We start from the raw sequence: 26,529 nt of genomic DNA on the forward strand, positions 1-26,529 counted from the left end.
GGGGGGGGGGGGGGGGGGGAAGGGGGGGGGGGGTGGGGGGGGGGTGGGGGGGGGGGTTTTTTTTTCCCCCCCCCCCCCCCCCCCGGCCCCGCCTCCTTCTCAGGGTCCAGCGATTCCGCCCGCGTCGTACGGATAATCGAGACCATGCCCTTCACGCCGCCGACGCCCCGGCCGTACGAGGCCGTCCCACCGCGACGGCGCAAGCGGCGCCGCCTGGCCGTCCTCCTGGAGGCCGGCACGGCGTTCGGCTACCTGGGCGTCCTGGGCGCTCTGGGCCCGTACGCGATGGGCTATTTCGAACTCCTGCCGACCGAGGCGAAACTGGCCCTGTGCGCCGGGGCGGCGGCGCTGCTGCCCTTCCGCAGGCGCTTCCCCGTCACCTGTCTGCTGATCCTCGCCGCGCTGGCGGGCGCCCTGCCGATCTGCGGCATGCTCACCGCCCTGGTCGCCTACGACGCGATCCGCCGCGTCGACGGCCCCCGCCGCCGTACCGTCGTCCTGTTCACCGCCACCATGATCCCGGTGCTCACCGCCATCGTCGGCACGGCCGGCACCGGGTACGGAAGCTGGCGCTACGGCTTCGCCCAGGGCATCGTCGTCGGCGGCGTCGGCATCCTCGTCCCCGGCCTGGTCGGCAGCTCACGCGGGCAGCAGGACCGCCTGGTGGTCGCCCTGCGGGAACGCGCCGCCGCCGCGGAGGAGGCCCGGCGGCTGATCGACAGCGCGTCCCGCGTCGAGGAGCGCTCCCGGATAGCGGCCGAGATGCACGACCTGGTGGGCCACCGCCTCAGCCTGATCTCCCTGCACAGCGGCGGCCTGGAAATGGCGCTGGCCACCAAGGCACCCGAGCTGAAGGACGAGGCCGCACAGGTCAGGGCGGCCACCCGGGACGCCATGAACGAACTGCGCGCGGTCCTCGGCGTCCTCGGCCCGCTCGGCCGCGACACCGGCACCGAAGCCCTCACCGACGCCACCGGCACCCGCGCGGACATCGACGCGCTGGCCGAGGAGTCCCGCGCCGCGGGCATCGCCGTCACCGTCCGCTGGCAGGGCCCCGACCTCGACGCCCTGGAACCGCGGGTACGGCGCGCGGTGCACCGCGTCGTCCGCGAGTCACTGACCAACGTCCACCGCTACGCGGCCGGCGCGCCCGTCGAACTGACCGTGGAGCACACCGACGACCGCGTACGGGTCACCGTCCGCAACGGCGCGCCCCCGGCGCCCCCCGAAGCCACCACCGGGCTCGGCACCGGCCGCGGACTGGCCGGCCTGCGCGAGCGGGTCGGCCTCCTCGGCGGCGAGCTGCGGACCGGACCGACCGGCGTCGGCGGCTTCCTGGTCGAGGCGACGGTCCCCGCGCACCCCGCCTCACCCGCGGCGACCACCGCGCGTCCGGAGACCTCCCCCTCTTTCCTGACGGCCGAAGAACACCAGCAGTCCGGCGCCCTGCCCGGCATCCTGCGCCACCTGCCCGGCCTCGCGACCGGTGTCCTCGGACTCGTGGGGGTGGGGACGATGCTGGCGTTCGGGCTGGGCATGGTGCAGAGTTCCCGGCCGGTCCAGGAGCCGCTTTCCCCGGACAGCGTCCACGTCGGCATGGGCCGGCAGGACGTCGAGTCCGCGTACCTGTACGACAACGACCTCGCCCGCGCCGCCGCCGCGGGCCACGAACCGCGCCGGCCCAGCGGCACCGACTGCATCTTCCCGTACACCGGCGAAGAGGCCGTCGGCGGTCGCCTGCAACTCACCCGGTACTGCTTCCGCGCCGACGTGCTGACCGACATCGACAGGTTCTGGGTGCCGGCGGTCCGCGAACCTCGGGCCTCCGAATCCCCGGGCCCCCGAACCCGTTGATCCTCGATCCCTCGATCCCTCGATCCCTCGCCCCCGTACCCCTCGATCCGACTGCCGCGGCGGAGCTGCCCCGGCTACCGTTCGGCCAGGCCGACGACCGCCGGCCGCCGAGGGGAGCGACATGGCCGTGGAGGCCTGGCACGCTTACGTGATCCGGTACCTGGAGCCGGTGCTGGAGGTGTGCCGGGACGTGCACCGGCGCGAACGGCGCGCCGGTACGTGGTGGGACCCGGTGCCGGGGGCGCTGGAGTGGACCCTGCCCTGGGGCATGGACGACGGCAACGGCCTGGTGCGGCTGACCGTCTTCAGCGACTACGTCCCCGAGCGCGGCACGACGTGGGCCCGGGTGGTCGTCGCCGCGGACACGGCAGCCTTCATGGGCCCGGGCACCGGTGGCGTCGCACTGCCCCGGTTCACGGCCTGGGGCGGCGGGCGGGCCACCCAGGACGACCCGCCCGCCCCGGGACCCGCGCCGCGGCCCGACGCGCGGCTGACCCGCGGCATGGCCGAGGCGCTGCTGGCCGGAGTGGGCGGGGTATCCGGATCGCTGCGCGAGGAGCCGGGCGGGGAATGCAGCTTCGGGGTGTCCATGGGCCCGGAGTGCCCGGAGTGAGGGCACCGGCCCATGAGGCGCCTGGCCCCGAGGATCTTGGCCGATGAGGCTCCTGCCTTGTGGGGCCCGGCCCGCGCGGGCACCCCGTTAGCCTGGGCCCATGAGCGATCTCCCCGGCGCGCGTGCCGCACAGCCCGTACGAGTCCTCCTCGCCGACGACGAGGAGATGATCCGGCACGGTGTCCGCCTCATCCTGCGGCACGCCGAGGACATCGACGTCGTCGCGGAGGCCGCCAACGGTGCCGAGGCGGTCGAACTGGCCGCCCGCACCCCGGTCGACGTCGCCCTCGTCGACATCCGGATGCCCGTCCTCGACGGACTCGCCGCCATCGAGCAGCTGGTACGGCTCGATCCCAAGCCGCAGGTCGTCATGCTCACCACCTTCGGCGACGAGGAGAACGTCACCCGCGCCCTCCAGGCCGGAGCCAGCGGCTTCCTGCTCAAGGACGAGGGGCCGCAGGAGCTGATCAGCGCCGTACGGGCCGCGGCCGCCGGCGACGCGGTGCTCTCGCCCGGCGTGACCGGCCATGTCGTCAAGCGGATGCTCCAGGGCGGCGGCCGGGTCGGCGCCGCCAACGGCGCGGACGGCCTCGACCAGCGGCTCGCCGCGCTGACCGACCGGGAGCGGGAGGTACTGGCGATGCTCGGCCAGGGCCTGTCGAACCTGGACATCGGCAGCCGCCTGGAGATCGGTCTGGGCACGGTCAAGACGCACGTCGGGCGCATCCTCGACAAGACCGGCACCCAGAGCCGCGTACAGGCCGCCCTGCTGGCGCACCAGGCGGGGCTGGCGGGCTGAGACGAGACGGCGGAGACCTGTGCGGGCCCCGGGGCCGTCAGTCGGCGGGTCTCAGGGCCGCCAGTCGGCGAGGTCGAGGGCGTACTCGACGTCGCCGTGCTCCGCCCCCTCCACGGGAGTGGGCCACTTCTCGTGGAACGTCCGTACGTAGCGCAGGCCCGCCTTCTCCATCACCCGACGCGACGCGGTGTTGACCGCCATGGTCGTGCCCATGACGCGCTGCGCCCCACCCACCGTGAACGCGGCACGGATCAGCGCACGGGCTCCCTCCGAGGCATATCCCCGCCCCCATGCCGACGGGAACAGCCGGTACCCCAGCTCCACTTCACCACCGTCGCCCCGGCCCGCCGGGACAAGCTCGAACCACCCCAGGAAGTTCCCGGTGGCCACCTCCTCGGCCGCCCAGTACCCGAGCAGCCCCAGGTTCCCGTGCCGGGCCAGCATCGCCGGCAGCGTCCGCTCCAGGACCTCGGACCGCGGTACGGGCCTTCCGTCCCCCAGGAACCGCATGACGTCCGGATCGCCGTGCAGCGCGACGAGGCGGAGCGCGTCGTCCTCGGTCAGCCACCGCAGCCGCATCCGACGCGTCCGCAGGTCACGGTCGGTAAAAATCTCCATGGTGAGCGCAACCCCTCGTTCCAGGCCCCGCGTGGAGCACAGGCATAGTAGAGGCGCCCCCGGCCGGGGGCATGTCACGCCATGACCCATGGCGCCTCACCGGACGTACGTACCAGGGGGAAACCGCTCCATGCCTGTCATACGCCGTACCGCCGCGGCCGCCGCCGCGGCGGTCGCCCTGTTCGCCACCGCCACCGCCTGCGGCCCGCAGGACGACAAGGCCGCCGCCACCCCCGGCAGTTCGGCGGCCGCGGACCACAAGGGCGGCGGCGGGGCGGGCGCGGACGCGGGCGGTGCCGACCTGCCGAGCGGGCTGCCGACCAGCCTCGACGACGTCAAGAAGTGGCAGAAGGGCGGCTGGAAGGACTGGGACCAGTGGGCCCGCAAGGCGTCCGAGTTCGCCAACCCCGTCATCAAGGACCTGTGGAACCCGTCCCGGATGGCCGAGGCCAGGAACACGCCGGACGTCACCACCGAGGCCGCCGGCGACCAGGGCGGCAGCGACCCGGAACCGCGCCCCGTCCAGGCCCGGCAGGTGGCCCGCCCCTACCACCAGCACATGGCCCCCATAGGCAAGATCATGTTCGACAGTCCGCAGGGCCCGATGGTCTGCTCCGGCACGGTCGTGGAGGACCCGGCGCACCCCGGCAAGTCGAACCTGGTGTGGACCGCCGGCCACTGCGTGCACACCGGCAGGAGCGGCGGCTGGATGCGCAACATCGTCTTCGTGCCGTCCTACAACGACCAGGGCCTGTCCATGAGCCAGGTCGGCCGGGCCCCGGCGCAGGAGGTCGCGCCGTACGGGGTGTGGTGGGCGAACTGGGTCACCACGTCCGGCGAGTGGATCGACATGGGCAGCACCAAGTCCGGCAACGCAGGCAGCGCGTACGACTTCGCCGTCCTGCACGTCAAGCCGGAGCGGGGCGGCGGCAAGTCCCTCCAGGAGACCGTCGGCGCCGCCCTCCCCGTATGGTTCGGCGCCCCCTCCGCCGACCGCGTCAGCGGTCTCCAGGCCTTCGGCTACCCGGCCGCGCCCCCGTACGACGGCGCCCGCATGATGAACTGCCCCGCCCGCCCCGGCCGCCTCACGATGGCCCAGGGCACCCCCACGATGTACCGCATCGGCTGCACGATGACCGGCGGCACGTCCGGCGGCGGCTGGTTCACGAACTACGGTGGCCGCACCTACCTGGTCTCCAACAGCTCCATAGGCTCCCTGAACCACACCTGGCTGGCGGGGCCGCACTTGGGCGCGGAGGCGAAGCGGGTCTTCGACGGGATCAGCCGGAAGTTCGCGTAGGCGCGTCGGCCGGACGCCGGGCGAACTGAATGAGTTCGGTCCAAGCGTCGGGGGGCAGGTTCAGGGCCGGTCCGTCGGGGGCCTTGGAGTCGCGGACGCGGACCACGCCGTGGGTGGAGGCGAGGTTGGTGGCGGCTTCCAGGCAAGCGCCGCCGTGGTCGCTGTAGGAGGACTTGAACCAGTGGGGGGATTCGGCGGTCATGGGGTGCCCTCTCGTAGCTGCGCGTGGGCTGGCACGTCAACCGGCTTATGCCACAGTCCGCTTGGGCGAAACGTGTGACCATGCGAAAGCCCCGCCGCTCCGTTGGGGAGTGGCGGGGGCGTGGCTGCTCTGTCGAGGTCAGATGGTGGCTTGCCTGGCGAACTCGACCAGTCCGGACCAGGCGTCCGCGTTGAGCGTCAGGTGCGGGCCGTTGGGGTTCTTGGAGTCCCGGACGGGGATGATGCCGTGGGTGGTGAGGAGGTTGGTGGCGATCTCTATGCAAGCGCCACCGTTGTTGCTGTACGAGGACTTGAACCAGCGGGGGTTGTCGGTGGTCACGGGGTGCCCTTTCGTAACTGTTCGAGCATGGCCATGGATGACGCCTGGGAGAGCGCCTCAGCCTGTAGCTGATGGTAGGCCGCCAACAGGGGCAGCACGGACGTCATGTCCCTCTCCAGGTGGCCACGTTGGGCGGACTCTGCGTACGATGCGAGCTTGCGGTCGGGCAGCGTGAGGATGTAGAGCGGCAGGTCGAACGGGCGGCGCTCGCCCATGTCGAATGGGGCGACCTGAAGCACTGTGTTCGGCAGCTCAGCAAACTCGACTAGGCGATCCCATTGTGCGTCCATGACCCTGGGCCCGCCGATAGGTCGGCGAATACAGCTTTCGTCCAGCACTACAAAGATCTGCGGTGACGGTGTTCGAACTTGCGCGGCCTGTCGCTGTGCCACGAGCGTCACCCGCTCTTCCGCCTGTTCGGCCGTGATCGCTCCCCGCTTCACATGGCTCTCTGCGAGGGCCGTCGCGTACTCCGGCGTCTGGAGGAGGCCAGGTATGACTCCCACCTCGTAGAGCCGGATTTCTGCTGCCCGCCCCTCGTGCCCCACATACTCCGGGAACCCGTCCAGCAGCGCAGGCTGACGCACGGACCGTCCCTGTCGTTCGAGGCGGCCGCCGCTCCCCAGCACCTTGTCCGCTCTTGCCGCGAAGCGGGAAGTTGGAGGGCGCCGACCATTTTCGATGGCGGAAATGTGCGTTCCGGAGTACCCCAAGCGGTCCGCCAGCTCTTCCTGGGTCCACCCGCGCTCATCCCGCAGCGTACGCAGACGGACGCCGAAGCGCGCCGCAGGCGAATGATCAGGGTCCAGCTCTTTGCGGTTCAATCGCCACCACCCAACTGTCCGTTCAGAGGACGCAAGTTGAACAGGCTCTGTCTGTGGGTCACGCTAAATCCCTCCAGTAGTGATACCGCTACGGAAAGGAGCGAACCTTGCCTCGAAAGGGTGAACCTGACCAGCTTTCCAGCCGGAAGCGCCTCACCCGGCTCATGCGCTCGCGCGGAAGTGACGGCGTGCTGTTTCTGCGCACCTGTGGCGACAGTGACCCCGCCCTCAGCCTCACTCAGCCGAAAGGCATGGCCATGACGACGCCGGCAACGCCCCCCGTAACAACCCGCCTCGAAATCCAAATCACCGGCATCCGAACCCACTTCGCCGAGTGCGTCACCGAAGTCGACGAGGAAGCGTGTGGTGCGCGTTCTGCCTGTTGGGACAATCCCATGCAGTCGAACACGTGGATTCGCGCGCACGGGGCGGAGACCGGCCACAAGCGCTTCACCCGGCACACGGAAGAAGCCGTCAGCATCTTCACCGCGCCCGCCGGGAGGCAGCGGCAGCGGAATTGAGAGGGTGCTGACGCATACGCATGGGCCGGGCCGACTGTTGGTCGGCCCGGCCCATGGGTGTCAGCTCACGTCAGTACCTGTCAGTACCAGATCGTGTGCTTCCAGATGATGTTGCGCGCGGTGTTACCGGTGTCCAGGCCGTACGCAGGCCGGTCCGTGGTGAAGTACTCGCGGAAGCTGGACTGCGGGTCCCGGGCCATCATGGTGTTGCTCTTCGTCCAGTCGCCGTCGACCTGGGACCACAGGTCGACCAGGGCGGTGGCGACGCGGGCCTCGCAGGCGTCCCCCGGGTCGATGTCCCTGGTGGAGCGGTCGTTGGCGAGGTTCTGGGAGGCGCCGTTTCCCCAGTAGTACGTGGTGTCGTTGAACGTGTGGAACGCCACCGCGTCGGCGAAGCCCTCGGTCCAGCCGCAACTGGCGGAGGAGGTGCGGCTGACGTAGTGGGGCGAGCAGTTGGTGACCTGCGGCCACCAGCCCCGGTAGAGCTTGCCCATCAGCGCGTGGCCCGCCTCGTGCACGGTGGTGTGCTCGGAGTCCGGGTCGTCGTCCGCGAGGTGGATCTTGTCCTCGCCGGACATCCAGTACGTGCCGTCGGTGGAGCCGGGGTACCACTGCACGGTGATCGGGGTGCAGCGGCCGCTCTGCTGGCTGGACGTCCAGCAGTTGGTGGTGGAACCGCGGTTCCACCAGAGCTTGTTGAGCGTGTCCAGGACGTGCCAGGCGCGGCTCTGTCCCTGGTTGGCATACACGTTGCCCAGGCTGGTGCTGCGCGAGACGTTGTTCAGCGCGTACGAGGTGGTCGCGTAGCGGCTGCCGTTGCGGTCGACCACCGACCACATGCCGCCGGCCTGCGTCTGGAACTCCACCCAGGCCGCGGAGGTGACGGCGGTGCCCGGTGTGTAGCAGAGGTTGAACTGGCCGTTGCCGTTGCCGGTCATGCCCGTGGCGAGCTTCTGTACGGCGCCGTTGGCGGTCGGCTTGCCCCACAGGGTGACGTTGGCGTTGCTGACCGGCTCGTCCCGGTTGGCCTTGGCGTTCCAGTTGCCGCCCTCGGCGGACTGGAAACGGTTGCGGAAGGTGCCGCCGACGCAGACCTGGGCGCGTGCGGCCGGTGCGGCGGCAGCCGAGGCGCGGGCCGGAGCGGGCGTCTTGGGCGTGACCTTGCGCGGCTTGCGCTGACCGGGGCCGGGTCCGTCGACCTTGGTCGCGCGGCCCTTGACGACCGACAGGCCCTCGTCGGTGGAGCCCTTGGTGGTGCCGACGGTGAGTTCCACCGAGTCGTGCCCGGCGCGGCGCGGGTCGGGGCGGTCGATGTCACTGATGTCCGCCTGGATCTGGGCGGGGCCGGCGGCGACGGCCTTGACCTTGATCTCGACGGAGCGGGTGCCCGGGGTCAGAGCGAGCTTCTGGCTGGTGCGCTGGCCGAAAGCGTCCGTCGTGGGGGCGGTGAGACCGGAGTCCTTGCCGGCTATTCGCAGCGAGGGCGGGAGCTGTACGGCCAGCCCGGCGTTCTTGACGTCGGCCTGCGCCTTGACGTCCACGGTGAGCGTGGCCTGTTCGCCGACGGCGGGCAGGTGGTCGAGGGAGGCGGTGACGCCGAGGCAGCTGGGGGGAGCTTCGGAGTGCCGGCCGGTGGAGCGGATCGTGCAGGTGCCGCTCTTCGCGGCCGGGCCGGCGGGGGCGGCCGGGGCGGTCGTGCCGAACGCGGACGGTACGACGACGACGGCCAGACAGGCGCCGGCGCCCGCCAGCGCGACGAGCGGGACAGGCCGCAGGACACGTCTCTTCAAGGCCCGTTTCCGGGACATGGGCAAACCTTTCCGCGGCGCCCACGGCCAGGATCTGGCCGACCAGATCCGGTCCACGCGGACACCGCTGTGCGGGAGTTGCGCGCTGCCCACCGGAGTGCCGAGGCGTGCGACGGAGGAGTCCGATCGCTGGCCAAAGAAACACCCTGGGTGACAGAGATCGAAACCCTACACGACGCCCTGGACATGTCATGACGTGCCGAAAAAAGTCGGCCAGGCGCGAACTGTGCGCCTGACCAGTGACGTTGCGGGATAACAGAAAAGGCCGGTGTCGGGAATCACTCACTTCGAGGTTCGATGCAGGGCGGTGCAGTGACTACGCGCTGTGACTGTGTGCGGTGACGGGCGAAGCCGAACTTGTCACTCTCATTCGGCAGGGGTGTCCTGGGCGGGCCGGACGCGCCTCCAGTGCTGCGCCTTCTTCTTGTCGTCCCGTACGACGACGCCCAGCCTGGCCAGTTCCTCCCTGAGCTGCTCGGCGTCCTTCTTCTGGTCCTTCTTCAGGGCGTGTGCGCGAGCCTTGAGCAGGGCGTGCTCGCCGCTGGTCAGGTCGGGCTGGCCGGTGACCCAGCGGCGGAAGTCGGCGGCGTGCGGGTCGCCGTCCGGGCGCCACGGGTAGCCGTGCTGCTCGAAGGCGGCGGCGAACCGCTCGGTGTCGAAGTCGCCGTGTACGCGGGCCAGTTCGGTGGTGTCGTGGCCGAGCAGTACGAGGTTCTTGCCGTCCTGGAAGACGGCGGCGGTCGCCGCGCGGGGGGCCGTTCGGGTCACCTTGTCGACGGTCAGGACGGCTTGCTCGGGGCCGATCTCGGCGGTCACGTACTCCAGGTCGGCGAGGAGCGCGAGGCCCGCGCCGAGGAGGAGGCCGACGGCCAGGGCGATGATCGACATCAGTGGTTCGGGCGCGGACGCGACGAGTTTGAACGGTCCTTGCAGCGGGGCCCAGGGCAGCGACGCCACCCAGCCCGCCGCCCTGCTGATCAGCCAGAGTGCCACCGCTCCCAGGAGGGGGAAACCGGCCCACAGCAGGGCGCGTTCGCCGGTGGTCGGGCCGACGGTGGTCGGTGCGGTCTTGGCTGTGATGACCTTGGGGGCCGGGTTCTCGGAGGACATCGGTGGTTCTCCCTCTGGTCAGGTGCGGGCCGGGGCGGAATCAGGTGTCGGGCGGGGCTGCGGGCGGGGGGCAGCACCGGCCGCGTCGGCGCCGGTCAGCCAGGTGATGATCCGGCGCAGTTCGGCCGCGTGTGCGGCGGGGTCGAAGTCCGGTTCTCCGGCGGAGAGGTAGGCGGCGTCGAGGAGGCCCTGGATCCAGGTGGCGACCCGTCCGGGCGGGAAGGGGAGCGGCCGTCCCTCGTCGGCGAGCCGTGTCGTCAGGGTTTCCAGGGCGGCCCGTACCTGGGCGGTGTCGGCCATGATCAGCCGGGCGAACTCCTCGTCGCGGTTGACCTGGAAGACGACCGCGGCCGCGAGCCCCGGTACCAGTGGATCGGCGAGGTCGGTGAGCAGGTGGTCCACGAGGAGGCGGATGCCGTCGTCGGGCCGGTCCTGGGCGGTGGCGCGGGCGCAGGCCTCGGCGTTGCGGGGCACGTCGTCGGCGAACAGTGCGTGGAAGATGTCGCGCTTGGTGGCGAAGTAGTGGAAGAGCGTGCCGGAACCGATCCCGGCGGCGCGGCAGATGCGCGCGGTGGAGGTGCCGTCGACGCCGTACGCGGCGAATTCCCGGGCCGCGGCGCCGAGGATGTGGGCCCGTTTGCGGGCGTGCTCTTCGGGGTTGACGGTACGCATCGCCGTAATAGTAGAGCAGGTGCTCTGGTAATGGATAGATCGTCAACCGAGGGTTGACGCCCGGATGTCGTCAACTTACGGTTGACGTATGACCGAACCCACCCACAGCACCCCTCCGATCCGCCTCGACGAGCTGATCGAGACCATCAAGAAGGTCCACACCGACGCACTGGACCAGCTGACCGACGCGGTGCTCGCCGCCGAGCACCTCGGTGAGGTCGCCGATCACCTGATCGGCCACTTCGTGGACCAGGCCCGCCGCTCGGGCGCCTCCTGGACGGACATCGGCAAGAGCATGGGCGTCACCAAGCAGGCGGCCCAGAAGCGGTTCGTGCCCAAGACGCCCGGCGAGGCGTCGGACCTCGACCCCGGCCAGGGGTTCAGCCGGTACACGGACCGGGCCCGGAACGTGGTGGTGACCTCACAGAACGAGGCCCACGCCGCGGGCAACGACCGGATCGGCACCCCGCACCTGGTCCTCGGCCTGCTGGCCGAGCCGGACGGCCTCGCGGCGCGGGCGATCGTGGCGCAGGGCGTGCCCCTGGACGCCGTCCGGCAGCGCGTGACCGAGTCGCTGCCGGCCGCGGCCGGGGAGATGCCCGCGCTGATCCCGTTCGACGCGCAGGCCAAGAAGGCACTGGAACTCACCTTCCGTGAGGCCCTGCGCCTGGGGCACAACTACGTCGGCACCGAGCACATCCTGCTCGCGCTGCTGGAACTGGAGGACGGCGAGGGCGTGCTGAACGGCCTCGGCATCACCAAGGAGGCGTCCGAGGCCGACATCACCGCGAGGCTGGCCGCGATCGTCGCGGCGAGGGAGGAGCAGAAGTGACCGCGCGGGGGCGGTGGCGTACGCCGTCACCACCCCCGCACGGCAGGCCGGCCCGTACGGCAACTCACCCCGTACGGAGTTCCTCCGCCAGGCCCCGCACCTCCGCCATCGCCCTCCGGTGCAGTCCGCCTCCGAAGGTGATCCGGGAGGCACCCGCCGCCCCCAGCTCGCGCGGCGGCAGGCCGTCCGGCAGGGCGAGGGCGTTGACGGGCAGCCCGATACGGTCCGCCAGCTCCCGCAGGACCTTCGGGGGCGCGAGGATCGGGTAGACGCAGTCGGCGCCCGCGGCGGCGTACCGCAGTCCGCGGCGCACCGCTTCCTCGACCCGGGCGGCCAGCACCGCCCCGGCACTGCCCGGCCCGCCCGTACCGCTCAGGAACACGTCGGTACGGGCGTTGATCACCAGGTCGTCGCCCGCCGTGGCCCGGATCTCCGCCAGCCGGTCCGCCTGCCGCTCCACGTCGGTGAGCACCCCGGTGCGGTGGTCGCCGTCCTCGATGTTGCAGCCCACCGCGCCCGTCGCGGCGACACGTTCCACCAGCTCCCGCGCGGGCAGCCCGTACCCGGCCTCCAGGTCGGCCGTCACCGGCACGTCCACGGCCCGTACGATCCGGGCCACCGCCGCGAACATCTCGTCCGGCGGCGTGCTCCCGTCCTCGTACCCCAGCGACGCCGCGATCCCCGCGCTCGGCGTCGCCAGGGCCGGGAAGCCGGCCGCAGCGAAGATCCGCGCGCTCTCCGCGTCCCAGGGACCGGGCAGCACGAGCGGGTCGTCCGCGGCCCGGCCGTGGTGCAGGGCGCGCAGAGCCGCGGCGGTCACGCCCCGGCTCCGATGGGCTGGCGGACCGCGACGTTGATGCGGTTCCACATGTTGATGGTGGTGATCAGGGCGATCAGGTGGGCGAGTTCGCGCTCTTCGAAGTGGGCGGCGGCCCGCTCGTACACGGCGTCCGGCACGAAGCCGTCGGTCAGGACGGTGACGGCCTCGGTCAGGGCGAGGGCGGCCCGCTCCTTGCCGGTGTAGTGGGCGCCGGCCTCCTCCCAGGCGTTGAGGAGGTGGATGCGCTCCTCGGTCACCCCGGCCTTCCGCGCGTCCTTGATGTGCATGTCGAGGCAGAACGCGCAGTGGTTGAGCTGCGAGGCGCGGATCAGGACCAGTTCGGCCAGGACGTCGTCGCCCAGGCCCTTCTTCGCGGCGATGTGCGCGTTCAGCAGGGGCTGATAGACCCCTGGGGCGAGCTTGTAGAAGTCGAGCCGGGCGGAGTCGGTGGTCGTCATCACGCCTGCCCCGGGGTCATACGGGTGGTCACGCCGAAGCGGTTCCACGCGTTGATGGTCGTGATCAGGGCGATGAGCTGGGCCAGTTCGGCCTCTTCGAAGTGGGCGGCGGCCCGTTCGTACACGGCGTCCGGCACGAAGCCGTCGGTCAGGACGGTGACGGCCTCGGTCAGGGCGAGGGCGGCCCGCTCCTTGCCGGTGTAGTGGGCGCCGGCCTCCTCCCAGGCGTTGAGGAGGTAGACGCGCTCCTCGGTCTCGCCCTCCTTGCGGGCTTCCTTGATGTGCATGTCGATGCAGAAGGCGCAGTGGTTGATCTGCGAGGCGCGGATCTTCACCAGGTGGACCAGCGCCGGGTCCAGGCCCTTCTTGGCCGCCGCGTCGAGCGCGACCATCGCCCGGTAGACCTCGGGCGCATTGCGCGCGATGGCGGTACGGGGCCGGTGCCCCGCCGGCTGTGTGTTCGTCGTCATGTCAGTGACACTATGCCGTCATTGGCACAGGGGTATGGTCCATTCGTATGGACGATTCCTGGGCCACTTTCGGCCGCGACCTGCACCTGGACCTCGCCGGTCCCGGCGGGCTGCGCGCCTGCCTGACGCGGGCCCTGCGCGAGGCCGTCCGCACCGGCCGCCTGGCATCCGGCACCCGCCTGCCGTCCTCCCGCACGCTCGCCGCCGACCTCGGCATCGCCCGTAACACCGTCGCCGACGCCTACGCCGAACTGGTCGCCGAAGGCTGGCTCAGCGCCCGGCAGGGCTCCGGCACCCGCGTGGCCCAGCGCGCCGAACCGTCCCGCTCCGCACCGCCCGCCCGCCGCTCCGCACGGTCCCCGGTGCCCGACCGCCCGCGCTACGACCTGCGGCCCGGAACCCCGGACGTCTCCGGCTTCCCCCGCGCCGCCTGGCTCGCCGCCGCCCGCCGCGCGCTCACCGCCGCCCCCAGCGACGCGTTCGGCTACAGCCCGTCCCTCGGCCGCCCGGAACTGCGCACCGTGCTCGCGGACTACCTGGCGCGCGCCCGCGGCGTACGCACCGACCCGGAGCACGTCGTCGTCTGCACCGGATTCATGCAGGGCCTCGCCCTGCTCGCCCGCGTCCTGCGGGACTCGGGCGTCCGCCGGATCGGCACCGAGGCGTACGGCCTCCACTTCCACCGCGACGTACTGATCCGCGCCGGCCTGCGCGCCACCCCGCTCCCGGTCGACGCGCACGGCGCGGACACCGGGCGGCTGGCGGACCGGTCCGGCGTACGGGCGGCGCTCCTCACCCCGGCGCACCAGTTCCCCACCGGCGTACCGCTGCACCCGGACCGCCGCGCCGCCGTCATCGACTGGGCGCGCGCCGGCGGCGGCCTGGTGCTGGAGGACGATTACGACGGCGAGTTCCGCTACGACCGGCAGCCCGTGGGCGCCCTGCAAGGACTGGACCCCGACCGTGTCGCGTACCTCGGCACCGCGAGCAAGAGCCTCGCCCCCGCGCTGCGGCTCGCCTGGATGGTGCTCCCCGACCACCTCGTCGACCCCGTGCTCGCCCTCAAGAGCACGGGGGAGTGGCAGACCTCGGCGCTGGAACAGCTCACCCTCGCCGAATTCCTCGCCTCCGGCGCGTACGACCGGCACGTACGGAGCATGCGGCTGCGCTACCGGCGCCGCCGCGACCAGCTCGTCACCGCGCTGGCCGGACAGGCACCGCACATCCGGGTCAGCGGCATCGCCGCGGGCCTGCACGTCGTCCTCGAACTGCCGCCGGGCACCGAGCAGTCCGTCGTCCAGGCGGCCCGGTGGCAGGGGCTGGCGCTGGAAGGGCTGAGCACCTTTGCGCACCCGGCGGTCCCGGAAGCGGACGGCGCGGGGCAGCGGGATGCCGTGGGCGGGGCCCCGCGCGACGGCCTGGTCGTGACGTACGGCAGGCCACCGGACCACGCTTTCTCCGGGGCGCTGGAGGCGCTGCTACAGGTGCTCCCGCCCGCGCCGTAGACCGCTCGCGGCACGTTCCTCCGCGGTGGGGCCGACAGGCTCCGCCGCCCCGTCGGGCAGCCCTGCCGCCGCTCCCGGCACCTCCGGCGCCTCCCCGAAGCGCGCCAGCGCGAGCGCGCCCAGCACCGCCAGCGCGAAACCCGCGAACCCCAGGGGCGCCAGCCCGGCACGGGTCCGGTCGCCGAGCCAGACCACGCCGACCAGCGCGGGCCCCAGCGTCTCGCCGATCACCATGCCCGCCGTGGCCGCCGTCACCGAGCCGCGCTGAAGGGCCGACGTCAGCAGAAGGAAGGCCGCGCCGCCGCCGACGAGCAGGGCGTACGCGGCGGGGTTGGACACCAGCGCCGCCGGTGACAGATCGGGGATCAGCCGTACGGCGACCTCGACGACGCCGAAACCGAACCCGGCGCCCAGCCCCAGCGCCGCCGCCCGCGCCCGGTCGGGCAGCCGCCCGGCCGGCACACCCCAGGCCAGGATCGCCAGCGCGACGGCCAGCACCCCGAAGCGCAGCGCGGTGGACCCCACGCCCTTCCCCTCCGCGCCCGAGGCCAGCCCGAGCAGGGCCAGCCCGCCGCAGACCACCAGTACGGCGGCCCATTCGGCCCGGCTGAGCCGCAGGTGCAGCAGCGGCACGGCGACGACCGCGGTCACGGCGAGGCTGGCGGCGAGGGCCGCGCCCACCGCGTAGATCGGCAGGGAGCGCAGCGCCACCAGTTCGAGGAGGAAGCCGCAGCCGTCCAGGGCGAGACCGAGCAGATAGCGCCACTGGCCGAGGACGCGCAGCAGCAGTCTGGGGTCCACCCCGGAGCCGGAGCCGGTGTCGAGCGCGGTGGTGGCGCGGGCCGCCACCGCCTGAAGGACCGACGCCGTACCGAAGCAGACCGCCGAACCGAGCGCACAGATCATCCCAAGCAGCACACATCGACTGTAGGCCCGCTCCTCCCCACGGGCCCGTTGCCGCCTGCCGGGCCCTGGCCCTTAGGCTGAGCCGGCCGAAAACAGATGCCACAGATGTACGGGGGAAGGCAGGGATGGCAGAGCACACGAAAGCCCGGCGACGGCTGCGGTCGAGCACGGTGGTCCTGGGCAGCATGGGGGCGCTGGCGGCAGCACTCACCTCCTGCGGCTCGGAACCGGACAAGCGCTGCGTCGACCGGAACAGCTACGACGCGGTCAAGGGCTACCGCGTCATCGACTCCAAGTCCTGCAAGAGCGGAAGCGGATCGAGCGGCACGGGCAGCACAGGCGGCACCGGCTCCTCGTCCGGCAAGAACAAGGGCACCACCGGGCGCGGCCAGAAGACCGACGGCCAGTGGTACTACGGCTCCGACGTCAACGGCCGGTACGCCGACTCCGGCACCTTCAGCAAGAGCACGGCCGTCAACCGCGGCGGCTTCGGCTGCTCCGGCTCCGGCGGCGGGTGACAGCGGTGCGACAGGCAAGGAACCGCACGTGAAGCGGCACACCGCACAGCCACGCCCCGACTGGCAGCAGACCGTCGAGGCACAGGGACTGATCTACCCGCTCACCCGCTACCCGGACGACTCGCTGCGCCCCTACTGGGACGAGAGCGCGTACTACTCCTTCTCGCTGCCCGAGGTCGAGGCGCTGGAGGAGGCCGTCGAGGAACTGCACGGCATGTGCCTGGCCGCCGCCGCGCACATCGTCGAACACCGGCGCTTCGCCGACCTCGGCATCCAGGACCCGCGGCTGGCGGGCCTGGTCGCCGAGTCGTGGCGGCGGCGCGCCGAACTGCCCACGCTCTACGGGCGGTTCGACCTGCGCTACGACGGCACCGGACCCGCCAAGATGCTGGAGTACAACGCGGACACGCCGACCTCGCTGGTCGAGGCGGCGGGCCCGCAGTGGTTCTGGATGGAGGAACGGTTCCCCGGCGCCGACCAGTGGAACTCGCTGCACGAACGGCTGGTCGAAGCCTGGCGCAAACAGGCGAAACTGCTGCCCCCGGGCGCGCCGGTGCACTTCGCGCACTCCGCGGGCGACGAGCTGGGCGAGGACCTGATGACCGTCGCCTACCTGGAGGAGACGGCACGCCAGGCCGGACTGGAGACCGTGGCCATCCCGGTCGAGGAAATCGGCTGGGACCACCTCGCCGGCCGCTTCGTCGACCAGCGGCTGCGCTTCATCCGGGCCTGCTTCAAGCTCTACCCCTGGGAATGGCTGGCCACCGACGAGTTCGGCCCGCACGTCCTGGACACCCTCGACAACGGCGGCGGCACCGGCAGCACCCTGTGGATCGAACCCGCCTGGAAGATGCTCCTCTCCAACAAGGCGCTCCTCGCCATCCTCTGGGAGCTGTACCCGGACCACCCGAACCTGCTGCCCGCCTACCTCGACGGGCCGCGCGAACTGGCGGACGGACCCGGGTACGTGGCCAAGCCGCTCCTCGGCCGCGAGGGCGCCGGCGTCACGGTCCACCAGCCGGGCACGGCCCCCGCCGTACGCGACGAACCGTGCTGCTACCAGGCGCTGGCCCCGCTGCCCGACTTCGACGGCAACCGGGTGGTGCTCGGCGCGTGGGTCGTCGAGGACGAGGCGGCGGGGCTCGGCATCCGGGAGTCGGCGGGTCTGGTCACGGACGAGTACGCCCGCTTCCTGCCGCACGTGATCCTGTGAGACGTGCTGGGCCGTGCCCCCTCGCGAAGGGACACGGCCCAGCGGTCACCCGCCCAGCACCGCCCGCAGCCGGTCCAGCCCCCAGTCCAGGTCCTCCTTGCTGATGACCAGCGGGGGCGCCAGCCGGACCGTGCTGCCGTGGGTGTCCTTGACCAGCACGCCCAGCTCCATCAGCCGCTCCGAGATCTGGCGGCCCGTCCCCAGCTCCGGGTTGATGTCGATCCCGGCCCACAGCCCGCGCCCGCGCACCGCGTCCACCGCGCCGCCGCCCACCAGCAGCCCCAGCTCGTGGTGCAGGTGCTCGCCCAGCTCCGTGGCGCGCTGCTGGTACTCGCCGGTCCGCAGCATCGCCAGGACCTCCAGCGCCACCGCGCAGGCCAGGGGGTTCCCGCCGAACGTCGAACCGTGCTCGCCCGGCCGGAACAGGCCCAGCACCTCACGCGAGGAGACCACCGCCGACACCGGCACGATGCCGCCGCCCAGCGCCTTGCCGAGCACGTACACGTCCGGCACCACGTCCTCGTGCTGACAGGCGAAGTCCCGGCCGGTGCGGCCCAGGCCGGACTGGATCTCGTCCGCGATGAACAGCACCTCGCGCTCGCGGGTCAGCTCCCGCACGCCCGGCAGGTAGCCGGCCGGCGGCATCAGCACGCCCGCCTCGCCCTGGATCGGCTCGATCAGCACCGCGACCGTGTTCTCGTCGACCGCGTCCTCCAGCGCCGCGAGATCGCCGTACGGGACGATCTCGAAACCCGGCGTGTACGGGCCGTAGTCCGCACGGGCCTCCGGGTCGGTGGAGAAGGAGACGATGGTGGTCGTACGGCCGTGGAAGTTGTTGTCCGCCACCACGATCTTCGCCCGGCCGTCCGGGACGCCCTTGACCCGGTACCCCCACTTGCGGGCGGTCTTGACCGCCGTCTCGACGGCCTCCGCGCCGGTGTTCATCGGCAGCACCATCTCCTTGCCGCAGAACTCGGCGAGCTGCGCACAGAAGTCGGCGAACCGGTCGTGGTGGAAGGCGCGCGAGGTCAGCGTCACCCGCTCCAGCTGGGCCTTGGCCGCCTCGATCAGCCGGCGGTTGCCGTGGCCGAAGTTGAGCGCCGAGTACCCGGCGAGCATGTCCAGGTAGCGCTTGCCCTCCACGTCCGTCATCCAGGCCCCCTCGGCGGAGGCCACGACGACGGGAAGCGGGTGGTAGTTGTGCGCGCTGTGGGCTTCGGCGACGGCGATGCTGCGTTCCGTGGACGTCGTGGGGGTCACCATTGACTCCGTTCGGTATGCGGGCGATCCCGGGCGAGAAAATCCCGTTGGGCGGACGGTATGCGAAGAAAGGTTGCGCCGCACACCCCCCGTTAGACTGGCCTCGCGCACCGCGACTGGCGCACGGGGAAGCGACCCCGAGGGAGCGGCGCGCGGCCGTCCAAGAGCGGCCACACCACGAGGTGCCGACCGCCTGGGCACCCGGGGAGCACGACCGGAACCGCACACGAACCGATCGCCCCGGAGGACCCGAGCATGAGCCATCCCCCGTCCCACCCCGCCCTCCTCGCCACCGACCCCGAACTGGCCGCCCTGGTCGGTGCCGAGGAAACCCTCCAGGCCGAGACGTTGCGCCTGATCCCCTCCGAGAACTACGTCTCGGACGCGGTGCTCGAAGCCACCGGCACCGTCCTGCAGAACAAGTACAGCGAGGGATACGCCGGCCGTCGCTACTACGAAGGCCAGCAGAACATCGACCGTGTCGAGCGGCTGGCCATCGAGCGTGCCAAAGCCGTCTTCGGCGTCGAGCACGCCAACGTCCAGCCGTACTCCGGCTCGCCCGCCAACCTCGCCGTCTACCTCGCCTTCGCCGAGCCCGGAGACACGGTGATGGGCATGTCGCTGCCGATGGGCGGCCACCTCACGCACGGCTGGGGCGTCTCCGCCACCGGCAAGTGGTTCCGCGGCGTCCAGTACGGCGTACGGGCCGACACCGCCCGTATCGACTTCGACGAGGTGCGCGACCTCGCCCTCAAGGAGCGCCCCAAGCTGATCTTCTGCGGCGGTACGGCCGTGCCGCGCACCATCGACTTCGCCGCCTTCGCCGAGATCGCCCGCGAGGTGGACGCCGTCCTGGTCGCCGACATCGCGCACATCGCCGGGCTGGTCGCGGGCGGCGCCCACCCCTCACCGGTACCGCACGCCGACGTCATCTCCACCACCACCCACAAGACGCTGCGCGGCCCGCGCGGCGCCATGCTGATGTCCCGCGAGCAGTACGCCAAGCCCCTCGACAAGGCCGTCTTCCCCGGCCTCCAGGGCGGCCCGCACAACCACACCACCGCCGCCGTCGCGGTCGCCCTCCACGAGGCCGCGCAGCCGTCCTTCCGCGACTACGCGCACGCCGTCGTCGCCAACGCCCAGGCCCTCGCCGAACAACTGCTGGCCCGCGGCTTCGACCTGGTCTCCGGCGGCACGGACAACCACCTGATCCTGATGGACCTCACCCCCAAGGAGGTCCCCGGCAAGATCGCCGCCAAGGCGCTGGACCGGGCCGGGATCGTCGTCAACTACAACACCGTCCCGTTCGACCCCCGCAAGCCGTTCGACCCGTCCGGCATCCGCATCGGCACCCCGTCACTGACCTCGCGCGGCCTGGGCACCGGGCACATGCCGCAGATCGCGGACTGGATCACCCGGGGCGTCGAGGCCGCGGGCGCGGGCGACGAGGACGCGCTCACCACGATCCGCGCCGAGGTGGCCGAGCTGATGAGCGCCTACCCGGCGCCGGGGCTGGTCTCCGACCCGTCCTGACCGGTCGCTCGGGGCGGGGCGGCCGGTCGGGCGAGCCCGGCCGGCCCGTCCCGGTCCGCCGCCCCCAGGTCCCGGCCCAGCCGTACCGGAAGCTCCGCGACGCTGTTGCCCACGAACGTGGGCAGCGGCCGCAGGTCCGCCTCCGGTACGGCCAGGGCCAGGTCGGGGAAGCGGCCGAACAGCGCCCGCAGCGCGATGCCCGCCTCCAGGCGGGCCAGCGGCGCACCCGGGCAGACGTGCGGCCCGTGCCCGAAGGACAGGTGCCGGGCGGCGGGCCGCCGTGTCACGTCGAAGCGGTCCGCGTCCGGCCCGTACGCCTCCGGGTCGCGCCCGGCCGCCGCGTACGAGGCGAGCACCGGCGTCCCCCGGGGGACGACCGTGCCGCCGACGTCCAGGTCCCGGACCGGATAGCGGAACGGGAAATTGGCCACCGGGCTGTCGTGGCGCAGCGTCTCCTCGACCACGCCCGCCCAGTCCGCCCGCCCGGCGCGGACCAGGTCCAGCTGAGCGCGGTGCGCGCACAGGGCCCGTACCGCGTTGGTGATCAGGTTGAGCGTGGTCTCGTGCCCGGCGACGATCATCAGCAACAGGGTGCCGACCAGCTCCCGTTCGCTCAGCCGGCCGTCCCCCTGCGCCCGCGCCGCGATCAGCGCGCTGGTCAGATCGCCGCCCGGGGCCGCGCGGCGGGCCGCCACCACCTGCCCGAGGACCGCGATCAGCTCCCGGTTGGCCGCCAGCGCCGCCTCCGGGCCGATGACGGTGCTCACGACCCGGCCGGACAGCTCGTGCAGCCGGTCCCGGAACTCCTCGTCCACGCCGAGGAGTTCACAGATCACCCGCATGGGCAGCGGGTAGGCGAAGGCGCGCCGGAGATCGACTGTCCCGCCGCCCCCGGCGGCGAGCGCGGGCAGTGTGCCGAGCAGGTCCGCCGTCAGCCGCTCCACGCGCGGACGCAGCGCCGCCACCCGCCGGGGCGTGAGCGCCCTGACGACCGGCTCCCGCAGCCGCCGGTGGTCCGCGCCGTCGGCCGTGGTCATCCCGGCCACCGTCGCGAAGGTGGCGAGCGGCCAGCCGGGCGGGATGCGGCCGTCCCGCAGCGCGGCGAAGTGACAGGCGTCCTTGGCCACTTCCGGGTGGGTGAGGAAGTCACGCAGGGCGTGGTGGCGGGCGACCGCGTAACCGAGGACCCCGCCGGGCAGCAGTACCGGCGCGGCGGCACCGCGGGCCCGCAGCCGCTCACCGGCCTGGTGCTGACCGGCTCCGGTGAGGTCGAGGGGGCACGGAGGGCGCGGCGGCGGCGGGTCCGGGCCCGGCCCGGGTGCCGTACCGGAGGGCCCGTCCCCGCCGGCCGCCGCACCGGACGAGGAGGCGTCGGCTTCGGTCATGGCCCCACCGTTCCAGCCCCGGCCCGGCGGGACCAGGGTGCGTACGCTCGCGGCACCTTCGTGCGCCCGGCCCGTCACCCCCCGTGCCCCCGCCGCTGCCCGGTCGCGCACCGGCCGCCTCCCTGGACCTGAGAGAATGTGCGCCATGGCTCTCGACCGCCCGCCCGCCGCCCACCACCGCCCCAAGGGGAATGGCTCCGCCATGCAGCACCCTCGTGTACTCTCCGGTATCCAGCCCACCGCCGGCTCTTTCCACCTGGGCAACTACCTCGGTGCCGTCCGCCAGTGGGTGGCCCTGCAGGAGTCCCACGACGCCTTCTACATGGTGGTCGACCTGCACGCGATCACCGTGCCGCAGGACCCGGTGGCGCTCCGCGCGAACACCCGGCTGGCCGCCGCCCAGCTGCTGGCCGCCGGCCTCGACCCGGAGCGGTGCACCCTCTTCGTCCAGAGCCACGTCCCCGAGCACGCCCAGCTCGCCTGGGTCATGAACTGCCTGACCGGCTTCGGCGAGGCCAGCCGGATGACGCAGTTCAAGGACAAGTCCGCCAAGCAGGGCGCCGACCGCACCAGCGTCGGCCTGTTCACGTACCCGATCCTGCAGATCGCCGACATCCTGCTCTACCAGGCCCACCAGGTCCCGGTGGGCGAGGACCAGCGCCAGCACATCGAGCTGACCCGCGACCTCGCCGAGCGCTTCAACGGCCGCTACGGCGACACCTTCACCGTCCCGGCGCCGTACATCCTCAAGGAGACCGGCAAGGTCTACGACCTCCAGGACCCGGCGGTCAAGATGAGCAAGTCGGCCTCGTCGGTCAAGGGGATCATCAACCTGCTGGACGAGCCCAAGTCCTCCGCCAAGAAGATCAAGAGCGCGGTCACGGACACCGACACGGTGATCCGCTACGACGCCGAGGCCAAGCCGGGCGTCTCCAACCTGCTGACGATCTACTCGACGCTGACCGGGGAGACCATCCCCGACCTGGAGAAGAAGTACGAGGGCAAGATGTACGGCGCCCTCAAGACCGACCTCGCGGAGATCATGGTCGACTTCGTCACACCCTTCCGGGACCGTACGCAGGAATATCTCGACGACCCCGAGACGCTGGACTCGATCCTGGCCAAGGGTGCCGAGAAGGCCCGCGCGGTCGCCGCCGAGACGCTGGCCTCGGCGTACGAGCGGATCGGGTTCCTGCCCGCCAAGCACTGACCGGCCGGGCCGGGGCCCCACGCGCCCCGGCCCGCCGCCGTCCAGGGCCGTCGGACCCGGGCACGGCGGGACCAAGGACGGTCGCCGCGGGGACGGCCCACCCGGCACACTGGCATCCGGGGCCGACGACAGCTTCAGGAGGGAGAACGCAGTGGGGACCGTAACGCTCGGCGTTTCGATCGCGGTCCCGGAGCCGTACGGCAGCTTCCTCCAGGAGCAGCGCGCGAGCTTCGGCGACCCTCACGCACACGGCATCCCCACGCACATCACCCTCCTGCCGCCCACGGAGGCCCGCGCGGAGGACCTGCCCGTCATCGAGGAGCACCTCGCCGAGGTCGCCGCGGGCTTCGGCCCCTTCCGGCTCCGCCTGGAGGGCACGGACACCTTCCGGCCGTTGTCCCCGGTGGTTTTCGTCAAGCTGGCCGAGGGCGAGGCGGAGTGCACCGCGCTCCAGGAGCGGGTACGCGCCGCGTCCGGGCCCTGCGCCCGCGAGCTGCAGTTCCCCTACCACCCGCACGTGACCGTCGCGCACGGCATCTCCGAAGAGGCCATGGACCGGGCGTTCGTGGCGCTGAAGGACTTCGAGGCCGCCTGGACGATCGGCGGGTTCGCGCTGTACGAGCAGGGCGGGGACGGTGTGTGGCGGCTGGAGCGCGAGTACCCGTTCGGCGCCCCCGCCTCCGGTGTGCCGCGCCAGGCGGACCTGTCCCGGCCGCCGACGCCGACCCGGTAGGTCGCTGAAGGGGCTCCGTACGGGAACGGCGCCCCTCAGACCGGCAGCCGTCGGAAAACTGCCCTTGGCATATGCCGCAGTACGGCCATCACCGGCCGCAGCGCCCCCGGCACCCACACCACCTCGCTCCGCCGCCGCAGCCCCGTCTCGATCGCCACGGCGACCGCCTCCGGCGTCGTGGCCAGCGGCGCGGGCTCCAGGCCCGCCGTCATCCGGGTCCGTACGAAACCGGGCCGCACCACCATCACATGCACCCCCGTCCCGTACAGCGCGTCCCCCAGGCCCTGCGCGAACGCGTCCAGCCCGGCCTTGCTGGAGCCGTACACGAAGTTCGAGCGCCGCGCCCGCTCACCCGCCACCGAGGACAGCACGACCAGCGAACCGTGCCCCTGGACCCGCAGCGACCGGGCACAGACCAGACCCGCCGAGACGGCGCCGGTGTAGTTGGTCTGCGCGACCCGCACCGCGGCGGCCGGCTCGGCCTCCGCGCGCTCCTGGCCGCCCAGCACCCCGAAGGCCAGCAGCACCATGTCGATGTCACCCTCGGCGAAGACCTTGCCGAGGGCTTCCTCGTGGCCGCCGGTGTCCAGCGCGTCGAACGGGACCGTACGCACCTCGGCGCCCAGCGACCGCAGCCGCCCGGCCGCCTCCTCCAGCGCGGGGGACGGGCGGCCCGCCAGCCAGACCGCGCGGGCCCGGCGGGCGACCAGGCGGCGGGCGGTGGCAAGGGCGATCTCGGAAGTGCCGCCGAGGACCAGCAGGGACTGGGGGGAGCCGAAGGCGTCCTTCATAGGGGAGTCCTTGGGGGAGTGGGGCGAGACGCCTGTCCGGGTCACAGGGCGAGGCGCCGCGAGAGGTCCGAGGTGAAGATCCCGCGCGGGTCGATGCGGGCGCGCAGGTCGCGGAACGTGTCCGCGCGGGGATACATGACATCGACCAGCTCGGGCCGCAGCCGGGCGTCCTTGGCCAGGTAGACCCGGCCGCCCGCCGCCGCCACCGCCTCGTCCAGCCCGTCGAGGAAGGCGCCGAGGCCGGGCAGCCCGGCCGGGATGTCCAGGGCCAGCGTCCAGCCCTCGAAGGGGAAGGACAGCCAGCCCGGCCCGCCCGCGCCGAACCGTTTGAGCACGGCCAGGAACGACGGGCAGCCGCGTGCCGCGACCCGCTCCACGACCCGCCGCAGCGTCTCCTCGGCCCCGTTCCCGACCACGAACTGGTACTGCACGAAACCGCCGCGCCCGTAGACGCGGTTCCAGTGCGGCACCCCGTCCAGCGGATGGAAGAACGCGGAGATCCGCTGGAGCTCACCGGTACGGCGCCGGGGCGCCTTGCGGTACCACAGCGCGTTGAACAGGCCCACGGAACGGCGCCCGAGCAGCCCGTCCGGCAGGCCCCGGGGAGCGGGCGGCAGCCGCCCGGGCCGGAAGGCGAGCGGCGCGCGGCGGGCGCGGGCCGGCAGGGCGTCCGGCGGGGCGTGGTCACCGCGGCTCAGCACCGCCCGTCCGGTCGCCGCGCCGCGCGCGAGCAGGTCGATCCAGGCGACGGAATAACGGTAACGGTGGTCGCTGGCGGACAGCCGCGCCAGCAGGTCGTCCAGGTCCGCCGCGCGTTCGGTGTCCACCGTCATCAGCGACGTCCGTACGGGCAGGAGGCCGACCGTCGCGGCCAGGATCACCCCGGTCAGCCCCATACCGCCGGCGGTCGCGTCGAAGAGGTCGCCGCCCGGCCGGACCGTCCGCACCGCACCGTCCGCCGTGAGGAGTTCGAAGGACCGTACGTGCCGGGTGAAGGAGCCCGCGACATGGTGGTTCTTGCCGTGGATGTCCGCGCCGACCGCACCGCCGACCGTCACGTACCGCGTGCCCGGCGTGACCGGCACGAACCAGCCCAGCGGCAGCAGCACCTCCATCAGCCGGTGCAGGCTGACCCCCGCCTCGCACTCCACGACGCCCGCCTCGGCGTCGATGCGGCGGATCCGGTCCAGACCGGTCATGTCCCAGATGACACCGCCCGCGTTCTGCGCCGCGTCCCCGTAGGCGCGCCCGAGCCCCCGCGCGATGCCGCCGCGCGCCCCGCACTCCCCTACCGCCGCCACGGCCTCGTCGTACGAGCCCGGGCGGACCAGCCGCGCGGTGGTGGGCGCGGTGCGGCCCCAGCCGGTGACGGAGGCGGTACGGAAGCCGGTGCTGCCGGTGACGGGGGCGGTACGGGAGCCGGCCGGGCCGGGGGGCGACGACATGCCAGCGACCGTAATGCGGCGGATGACCGGACAGGGGGCTCCCGGGCCGTTCCCCGCACGAAAAGAGTGATTAATGGGGTGGATGGGCTAATCAGGGCGACACGGCGCGCGGGGCCCCCGAGAGTCGTTCGCGGAGCCCCCAAGGGCTTGAGGGATAGGCGCCGGGCGGACCGCACGAAGCGGGCGGTCCGCCCGGTGGGCCGGCACGAACCGGATCGAGGTGACCCCGCTGTCCCCCGAAGAGATGGATCACCGCCTGCTCGTGGCGCTGCGCACCCGCGGAACCGACCCGCGGGTGGCCGCCGCGGCCCGCGCCCTCTCGCGCGGCGGCGAGCACGGAGCGCTCTGGCTCGCCGCCGGGCTGGCGGGCGCCGCGGCCGACCGGCCCCGGCGCCCCGCCTGGCTCCGTGGTACGGCCCTGAGCTGCGGCGCCCACCTGATGAGCGCCGGCCTCAAGCGCCTCGTACGCCGCCCGCGCCCCCTGCTGCCCGGCCACGCCCCCCTCGTACGGACCGCGAGTCCCCACTCCTTCCCCAGCGCCCACGCCGCCTCCGCCACCGCCGCCGCCGTGGCGCTGGGCGCGCTGCGGCCGGTGGGCGCCTCGCTGGCCGTCCTGGCGGCGGCGGTGTGTCTGTCCCGGCTGGTGGCGGGCGTGCACTACCCGTCGGACGTGGCCGCGGGCGCGGCACTGGGCGCGCTCACGGCGTACGCGGGAGGCGGGTGCGCTCCTGAAGGGCGCGGTCGGAGCGGGGGCCGTCCTGGTGGACGCGTTCCTGGTGGGCGCGGTCGC

Annotated in this window: 27 protein-coding genes and 1 pseudogene; 13 read left to right on the forward strand and 15 right to left on the reverse strand. The window is 72.7% G+C overall.

Translation table 11 applies throughout. The annotated features are described in order from the left end of the window. Positions 1–144 precede the first annotated feature (144 nt). The 3 genes from ACZ4Z1_RS30465 (at position 145) to ACZ4Z1_RS30475 (ending at position 3,266) form a co-directional block, all read left to right on the forward strand. A complete protein-coding gene (locus ACZ4Z1_RS30465) occupies positions 145–1,854 on the forward strand; it encodes a sensor histidine kinase (RefSeq protein WP_468489866.1) in 1,710 nt (569 codons plus the stop codon). 121 nt (positions 1,855–1,975) lie between these two features. Continuing rightward, on the forward strand, positions 1,976–2,467 hold the full coding sequence (locus tag ACZ4Z1_RS30470) for a hypothetical protein (RefSeq protein ID WP_468489867.1): 492 nt from the start codon (positions 1,976–1,978) through the stop codon (positions 2,465–2,467). Positions 2,468–2,567: 100 nt separating this feature from the next. After that, positions 2,568–3,266 carry a response regulator gene (locus tag ACZ4Z1_RS30475; protein WP_468489868.1) on the forward strand — a complete coding sequence of 233 codons (699 nt, stop codon included), beginning with the start codon at positions 2,568–2,570 and terminating at the stop codon, positions 3,264–3,266. A gap of 51 nt (positions 3,267–3,317) precedes the next feature. Here the strand turns inward: ACZ4Z1_RS30475 and ACZ4Z1_RS30480 are convergent, their stop codons facing one another. Beyond that, a complete protein-coding gene (locus ACZ4Z1_RS30480; protein ID WP_468489869.1) occupies positions 3,318–3,884 on the reverse strand; it encodes a GNAT family N-acetyltransferase in 567 nt (188 codons plus the stop codon). Between the two features lie 130 nt (positions 3,885–4,014). On the opposite strand from ACZ4Z1_RS30480, the gene ACZ4Z1_RS30485 reads away from it, so the two are divergent. Then, positions 4,015–5,184, forward strand: coding sequence for a trypsin-like serine peptidase (locus tag ACZ4Z1_RS30485; RefSeq protein WP_468489870.1), 1,170 nt, complete (start codon positions 4,015–4,017; stop codon positions 5,182–5,184). Here the strand turns inward: ACZ4Z1_RS30485 and ACZ4Z1_RS30490 are convergent. The 3 genes from ACZ4Z1_RS30490 to ACZ4Z1_RS30500 all read right to left on the reverse strand — a co-directional run bounded on the left by ACZ4Z1_RS30490 (position 5,165) and on the right by ACZ4Z1_RS30500 (position 6,549). Then, positions 5,165–5,386 carry a DUF397 domain-containing protein gene (locus ACZ4Z1_RS30490; protein WP_468489871.1) on the reverse strand — a complete coding sequence of 74 codons (222 nt, stop codon included), beginning with the start codon at positions 5,384–5,386 and terminating at the stop codon, positions 5,165–5,167. The genes ACZ4Z1_RS30485 and ACZ4Z1_RS30490 overlap by 20 nt on opposite strands. A gap of 138 nt (positions 5,387–5,524) precedes the next feature. Next, on the reverse strand, positions 5,525–5,725 hold the full coding sequence (locus ACZ4Z1_RS30495; RefSeq protein ID WP_468489872.1) for a DUF397 domain-containing protein: 201 nt from the start codon (positions 5,723–5,725) through the stop codon (positions 5,525–5,527). Next, entirely contained in the window at positions 5,722–6,549 is an 828-nt protein-coding gene (locus ACZ4Z1_RS30500) for a helix-turn-helix domain-containing protein (protein ID WP_468489873.1), read from the reverse strand. The genes ACZ4Z1_RS30495 and ACZ4Z1_RS30500 overlap by 4 nt, the downstream gene beginning before the upstream one ends. Before the next feature lie 107 nt (positions 6,550–6,656). On the opposite strand from ACZ4Z1_RS30500, the gene ACZ4Z1_RS30505 reads away from it, so the two are divergent. Then, the gene (locus ACZ4Z1_RS30505; protein WP_468489874.1) at positions 6,657–7,070 is read left to right on the forward strand and encodes a hypothetical protein; all 414 of its coding nucleotides are present in this window, start codon (positions 6,657–6,659) and stop codon (positions 7,068–7,070) included. 80 nt (positions 7,071–7,150) lie between these two features. Here ACZ4Z1_RS30505 and ACZ4Z1_RS30510 read toward each other — a convergent pair whose 3' ends face one another. The 3 genes from ACZ4Z1_RS30510 to ACZ4Z1_RS30520 all read right to left on the reverse strand — a co-directional run bounded on the left by ACZ4Z1_RS30510 (position 7,151) and on the right by ACZ4Z1_RS30520 (position 10,660). After that, on the reverse strand, positions 7,151–8,860 hold the full coding sequence (locus tag ACZ4Z1_RS30510) for a mycolysin (protein WP_468489875.1): 1,710 nt from the start codon (positions 8,858–8,860) through the stop codon (positions 7,151–7,153). Positions 8,861–9,244: 384 nt separating this feature from the next. Further along, positions 9,245–9,988 (reverse strand): YqeB family protein, encoded by a 744-nt coding sequence (locus ACZ4Z1_RS30515; RefSeq protein ID WP_468489876.1) that lies wholly within the window; start codon positions 9,986–9,988, stop codon positions 9,245–9,247. Positions 9,989–10,006: 18 nt separating this feature from the next. Further along, positions 10,007–10,660, reverse strand: coding sequence for a TetR/AcrR family transcriptional regulator (locus tag ACZ4Z1_RS30520; RefSeq protein ID WP_468489877.1), 654 nt, complete (start codon positions 10,658–10,660; stop codon positions 10,007–10,009). Positions 10,661–10,748: 88 nt separating this feature from the next. On the opposite strand from ACZ4Z1_RS30520, the gene ACZ4Z1_RS30525 reads away from it, so the two are divergent. After that, positions 10,749–11,492, forward strand: coding sequence for a Clp protease N-terminal domain-containing protein (locus ACZ4Z1_RS30525; protein ID WP_468489878.1), 744 nt, complete (start codon positions 10,749–10,751; stop codon positions 11,490–11,492). 64 nt (positions 11,493–11,556) lie between these two features. Here the strand turns inward: ACZ4Z1_RS30525 and ACZ4Z1_RS30530 are convergent, their stop codons facing one another. Genes ACZ4Z1_RS30530 through ACZ4Z1_RS30540 form a run of 3 tightly spaced genes read right to left on the reverse strand, consistent with a single transcriptional unit; the run spans position 11,557 to position 13,240 of the window. Beyond that, complete coding sequence (locus tag ACZ4Z1_RS30530) at positions 11,557–12,312, reverse strand: isocitrate lyase/PEP mutase family protein (protein WP_468489879.1); 756 nt, start codon at positions 12,310–12,312, stop codon at positions 11,557–11,559. Then, a complete protein-coding gene (locus ACZ4Z1_RS30535) occupies positions 12,309–12,770 on the reverse strand; it encodes a carboxymuconolactone decarboxylase family protein (protein WP_468489880.1) in 462 nt (153 codons plus the stop codon). The genes ACZ4Z1_RS30530 and ACZ4Z1_RS30535 overlap by 4 nt, the downstream gene beginning before the upstream one ends. Further along, on the reverse strand, positions 12,770–13,240 hold the full coding sequence (locus ACZ4Z1_RS30540; protein ID WP_468489881.1) for a carboxymuconolactone decarboxylase family protein: 471 nt from the start codon (positions 13,238–13,240) through the stop codon (positions 12,770–12,772). The genes ACZ4Z1_RS30535 and ACZ4Z1_RS30540 overlap by 1 nt, the downstream gene beginning before the upstream one ends. Before the next feature lie 47 nt (positions 13,241–13,287). On the opposite strand from ACZ4Z1_RS30540, the gene pdxR reads away from it, so the two are divergent. Continuing rightward, on the forward strand, positions 13,288–14,745 hold the full coding sequence (gene pdxR, locus ACZ4Z1_RS30545) for a MocR-like pyridoxine biosynthesis transcription factor PdxR (protein WP_468489882.1): 1,458 nt from the start codon (positions 13,288–13,290) through the stop codon (positions 14,743–14,745). Here pdxR and ACZ4Z1_RS30550 read toward each other — a convergent pair. Next, positions 14,719–15,651, reverse strand: coding sequence for a hypothetical protein (locus ACZ4Z1_RS30550; protein WP_468489981.1), 933 nt, complete (start codon positions 15,649–15,651; stop codon positions 14,719–14,721). The two genes, pdxR and ACZ4Z1_RS30550, sit on opposite strands and share 27 nt — an antisense overlap. Positions 15,652–15,776: 125 nt before the next feature. On the opposite strand from ACZ4Z1_RS30550, the gene ACZ4Z1_RS30555 reads away from it, so the two are divergent. Both ACZ4Z1_RS30555 and ACZ4Z1_RS30560 read left to right on the forward strand, forming a co-directional pair. Then, positions 15,777–16,169: a hypothetical protein gene (locus tag ACZ4Z1_RS30555; RefSeq protein WP_468489883.1), complete on the forward strand. Its 393-nt coding sequence runs from the start codon at positions 15,777–15,779 to the stop codon at positions 16,167–16,169. Positions 16,170–16,197: 28 nt separating this feature from the next. Next, complete coding sequence (locus tag ACZ4Z1_RS30560; protein ID WP_468489884.1) at positions 16,198–17,382, forward strand: glutathionylspermidine synthase family protein; 1,185 nt, start codon at positions 16,198–16,200, stop codon at positions 17,380–17,382. A gap of 45 nt (positions 17,383–17,427) precedes the next feature. Here ACZ4Z1_RS30560 and rocD read toward each other — a convergent pair whose 3' ends face one another. Beyond that, positions 17,428–18,645 carry an ornithine--oxo-acid transaminase gene (gene rocD, locus ACZ4Z1_RS30565; RefSeq protein ID WP_468489885.1) on the reverse strand — a complete coding sequence of 406 codons (1,218 nt, stop codon included), beginning with the start codon at positions 18,643–18,645 and terminating at the stop codon, positions 17,428–17,430. A 252-nt stretch (positions 18,646–18,897) separates the two neighbouring features. On the opposite strand from rocD, the gene ACZ4Z1_RS30570 reads away from it, so the two are divergent. After that, positions 18,898–20,175: a serine hydroxymethyltransferase gene (locus tag ACZ4Z1_RS30570; protein ID WP_468489886.1), complete on the forward strand. Its 1,278-nt coding sequence runs from the start codon at positions 18,898–18,900 to the stop codon at positions 20,173–20,175. Here ACZ4Z1_RS30570 and ACZ4Z1_RS30575 read toward each other — a convergent pair. After that, entirely contained in the window at positions 20,139–21,560 is a 1,422-nt protein-coding gene (locus tag ACZ4Z1_RS30575; RefSeq protein ID WP_468489887.1) for a cytochrome P450 family protein, read from the reverse strand. The genes ACZ4Z1_RS30570 and ACZ4Z1_RS30575 overlap by 37 nt on opposite strands. Positions 21,561–21,762: 202 nt before the next feature. Between ACZ4Z1_RS30575 and trpS the strand changes: the two genes are divergently transcribed. Together trpS and ACZ4Z1_RS30585 are read left to right on the forward strand one after the other, a co-directional pair. Beyond that, positions 21,763–22,770, forward strand: coding sequence for a tryptophan--tRNA ligase (gene trpS, locus ACZ4Z1_RS30580; RefSeq protein ID WP_468489982.1), 1,008 nt, complete (start codon positions 21,763–21,765; stop codon positions 22,768–22,770). A 151-nt stretch (positions 22,771–22,921) separates the two neighbouring features. After that, positions 22,922–23,503 (forward strand): 2'-5' RNA ligase family protein, encoded by a 582-nt coding sequence (locus tag ACZ4Z1_RS30585; RefSeq protein ID WP_468489888.1) that lies wholly within the window; start codon positions 22,922–22,924, stop codon positions 23,501–23,503. A 35-nt stretch (positions 23,504–23,538) separates the two neighbouring features. Here ACZ4Z1_RS30585 and ACZ4Z1_RS30590 read toward each other — a convergent pair whose 3' ends face one another. Both ACZ4Z1_RS30590 and ACZ4Z1_RS30595 read right to left on the reverse strand, forming a co-directional pair. Next, positions 23,539–24,294 carry a decaprenylphospho-beta-D-erythro-pentofuranosid-2-ulose 2-reductase gene (locus ACZ4Z1_RS30590; protein ID WP_468489889.1) on the reverse strand — a complete coding sequence of 252 codons (756 nt, stop codon included), beginning with the start codon at positions 24,292–24,294 and terminating at the stop codon, positions 23,539–23,541. A 41-nt stretch (positions 24,295–24,335) separates the two neighbouring features. After that, entirely contained in the window at positions 24,336–25,739 is a 1,404-nt protein-coding gene (locus tag ACZ4Z1_RS30595) for an FAD-binding oxidoreductase (RefSeq protein WP_468489890.1), read from the reverse strand. A 244-nt stretch (positions 25,740–25,983) separates the two neighbouring features. Between ACZ4Z1_RS30595 and ACZ4Z1_RS30600 the strand changes: the two are divergent. After that, a pseudogene (locus tag ACZ4Z1_RS30600) lies at positions 25,984–26,454 on the forward strand (phosphatase PAP2 family protein); the annotation flags it as partial. Positions 26,455–26,529 lie beyond the last annotated feature (75 nt).

The organism is Streptomyces sp. NPDC030165, from assembly GCF_055573595.1.

Bases quoted from the DNA above. Each gene is read 5' to 3' on its own strand.
- ACZ4Z1_RS30465 (WP_468489866.1), top strand. From the start codon at position 145: ATGCCCTTCACGCCGCCGACGCCCCGGCCGTACGAGGCCGTCCCACCG.
- ACZ4Z1_RS30470 (WP_468489867.1), top strand. From the start codon at position 1,976: ATGGCCGTGGAGGCCTGGCACGCTTACGTGATCCGGTACCTGGAGCCG.
- ACZ4Z1_RS30475 (WP_468489868.1), top strand. From the start codon at position 2,568: ATGAGCGATCTCCCCGGCGCGCGTGCCGCACAGCCCGTACGAGTCCTC.
- ACZ4Z1_RS30480 (WP_468489869.1), bottom strand. From the start codon at position 3,884: ATGGAGATTTTTACCGACCGTGACCTGCGGACGCGTCGGATGCGGCTG.
- ACZ4Z1_RS30485 (WP_468489870.1), top strand. From the start codon at position 4,015: ATGCCTGTCATACGCCGTACCGCCGCGGCCGCCGCCGCGGCGGTCGCC.
- ACZ4Z1_RS30490 (WP_468489871.1), bottom strand. From the start codon at position 5,386: ATGACCGCCGAATCCCCCCACTGGTTCAAGTCCTCCTACAGCGACCAC.
- ACZ4Z1_RS30515 (WP_468489876.1), bottom strand. From the start codon at position 9,988: ATGTCCTCCGAGAACCCGGCCCCCAAGGTCATCACAGCCAAGACCGCA.
- ACZ4Z1_RS30520 (WP_468489877.1), bottom strand. From the start codon at position 10,660: ATGCGTACCGTCAACCCCGAAGAGCACGCCCGCAAACGGGCCCACATC.
- ACZ4Z1_RS30525 (WP_468489878.1), top strand. From the start codon at position 10,749: ATGACCGAACCCACCCACAGCACCCCTCCGATCCGCCTCGACGAGCTG.
- ACZ4Z1_RS30535 (WP_468489880.1), bottom strand. From the start codon at position 12,770: ATGACGACCACCGACTCCGCCCGGCTCGACTTCTACAAGCTCGCCCCA.
- ACZ4Z1_RS30540 (WP_468489881.1), bottom strand. From the start codon at position 13,240: ATGACGACGAACACACAGCCGGCGGGGCACCGGCCCCGTACCGCCATC.
- pdxR (WP_468489882.1), top strand. From the start codon at position 13,288: ATGGACGATTCCTGGGCCACTTTCGGCCGCGACCTGCACCTGGACCTC.
- ACZ4Z1_RS30550 (WP_468489981.1), bottom strand. From the start codon at position 15,651: ATGATCTGTGCGCTCGGTTCGGCGGTCTGCTTCGGTACGGCGTCGGTC.
- ACZ4Z1_RS30555 (WP_468489883.1), top strand. From the start codon at position 15,777: ATGGCAGAGCACACGAAAGCCCGGCGACGGCTGCGGTCGAGCACGGTG.
- rocD (WP_468489885.1), bottom strand. From the start codon at position 18,645: ATGGTGACCCCCACGACGTCCACGGAACGCAGCATCGCCGTCGCCGAA.
- ACZ4Z1_RS30570 (WP_468489886.1), top strand. From the start codon at position 18,898: ATGAGCCATCCCCCGTCCCACCCCGCCCTCCTCGCCACCGACCCCGAA.
- ACZ4Z1_RS30575 (WP_468489887.1), bottom strand. From the start codon at position 21,560: ATGACCGAAGCCGACGCCTCCTCGTCCGGTGCGGCGGCCGGCGGGGAC.
- trpS (WP_468489982.1), top strand. From the start codon at position 21,763: ATGCAGCACCCTCGTGTACTCTCCGGTATCCAGCCCACCGCCGGCTCT.
- ACZ4Z1_RS30590 (WP_468489889.1), bottom strand. From the start codon at position 24,294: ATGAAGGACGCCTTCGGCTCCCCCCAGTCCCTGCTGGTCCTCGGCGGC.
- ACZ4Z1_RS30595 (WP_468489890.1), bottom strand. From the start codon at position 25,739: ATGTCGTCGCCCCCCGGCCCGGCCGGCTCCCGTACCGCCCCCGTCACC.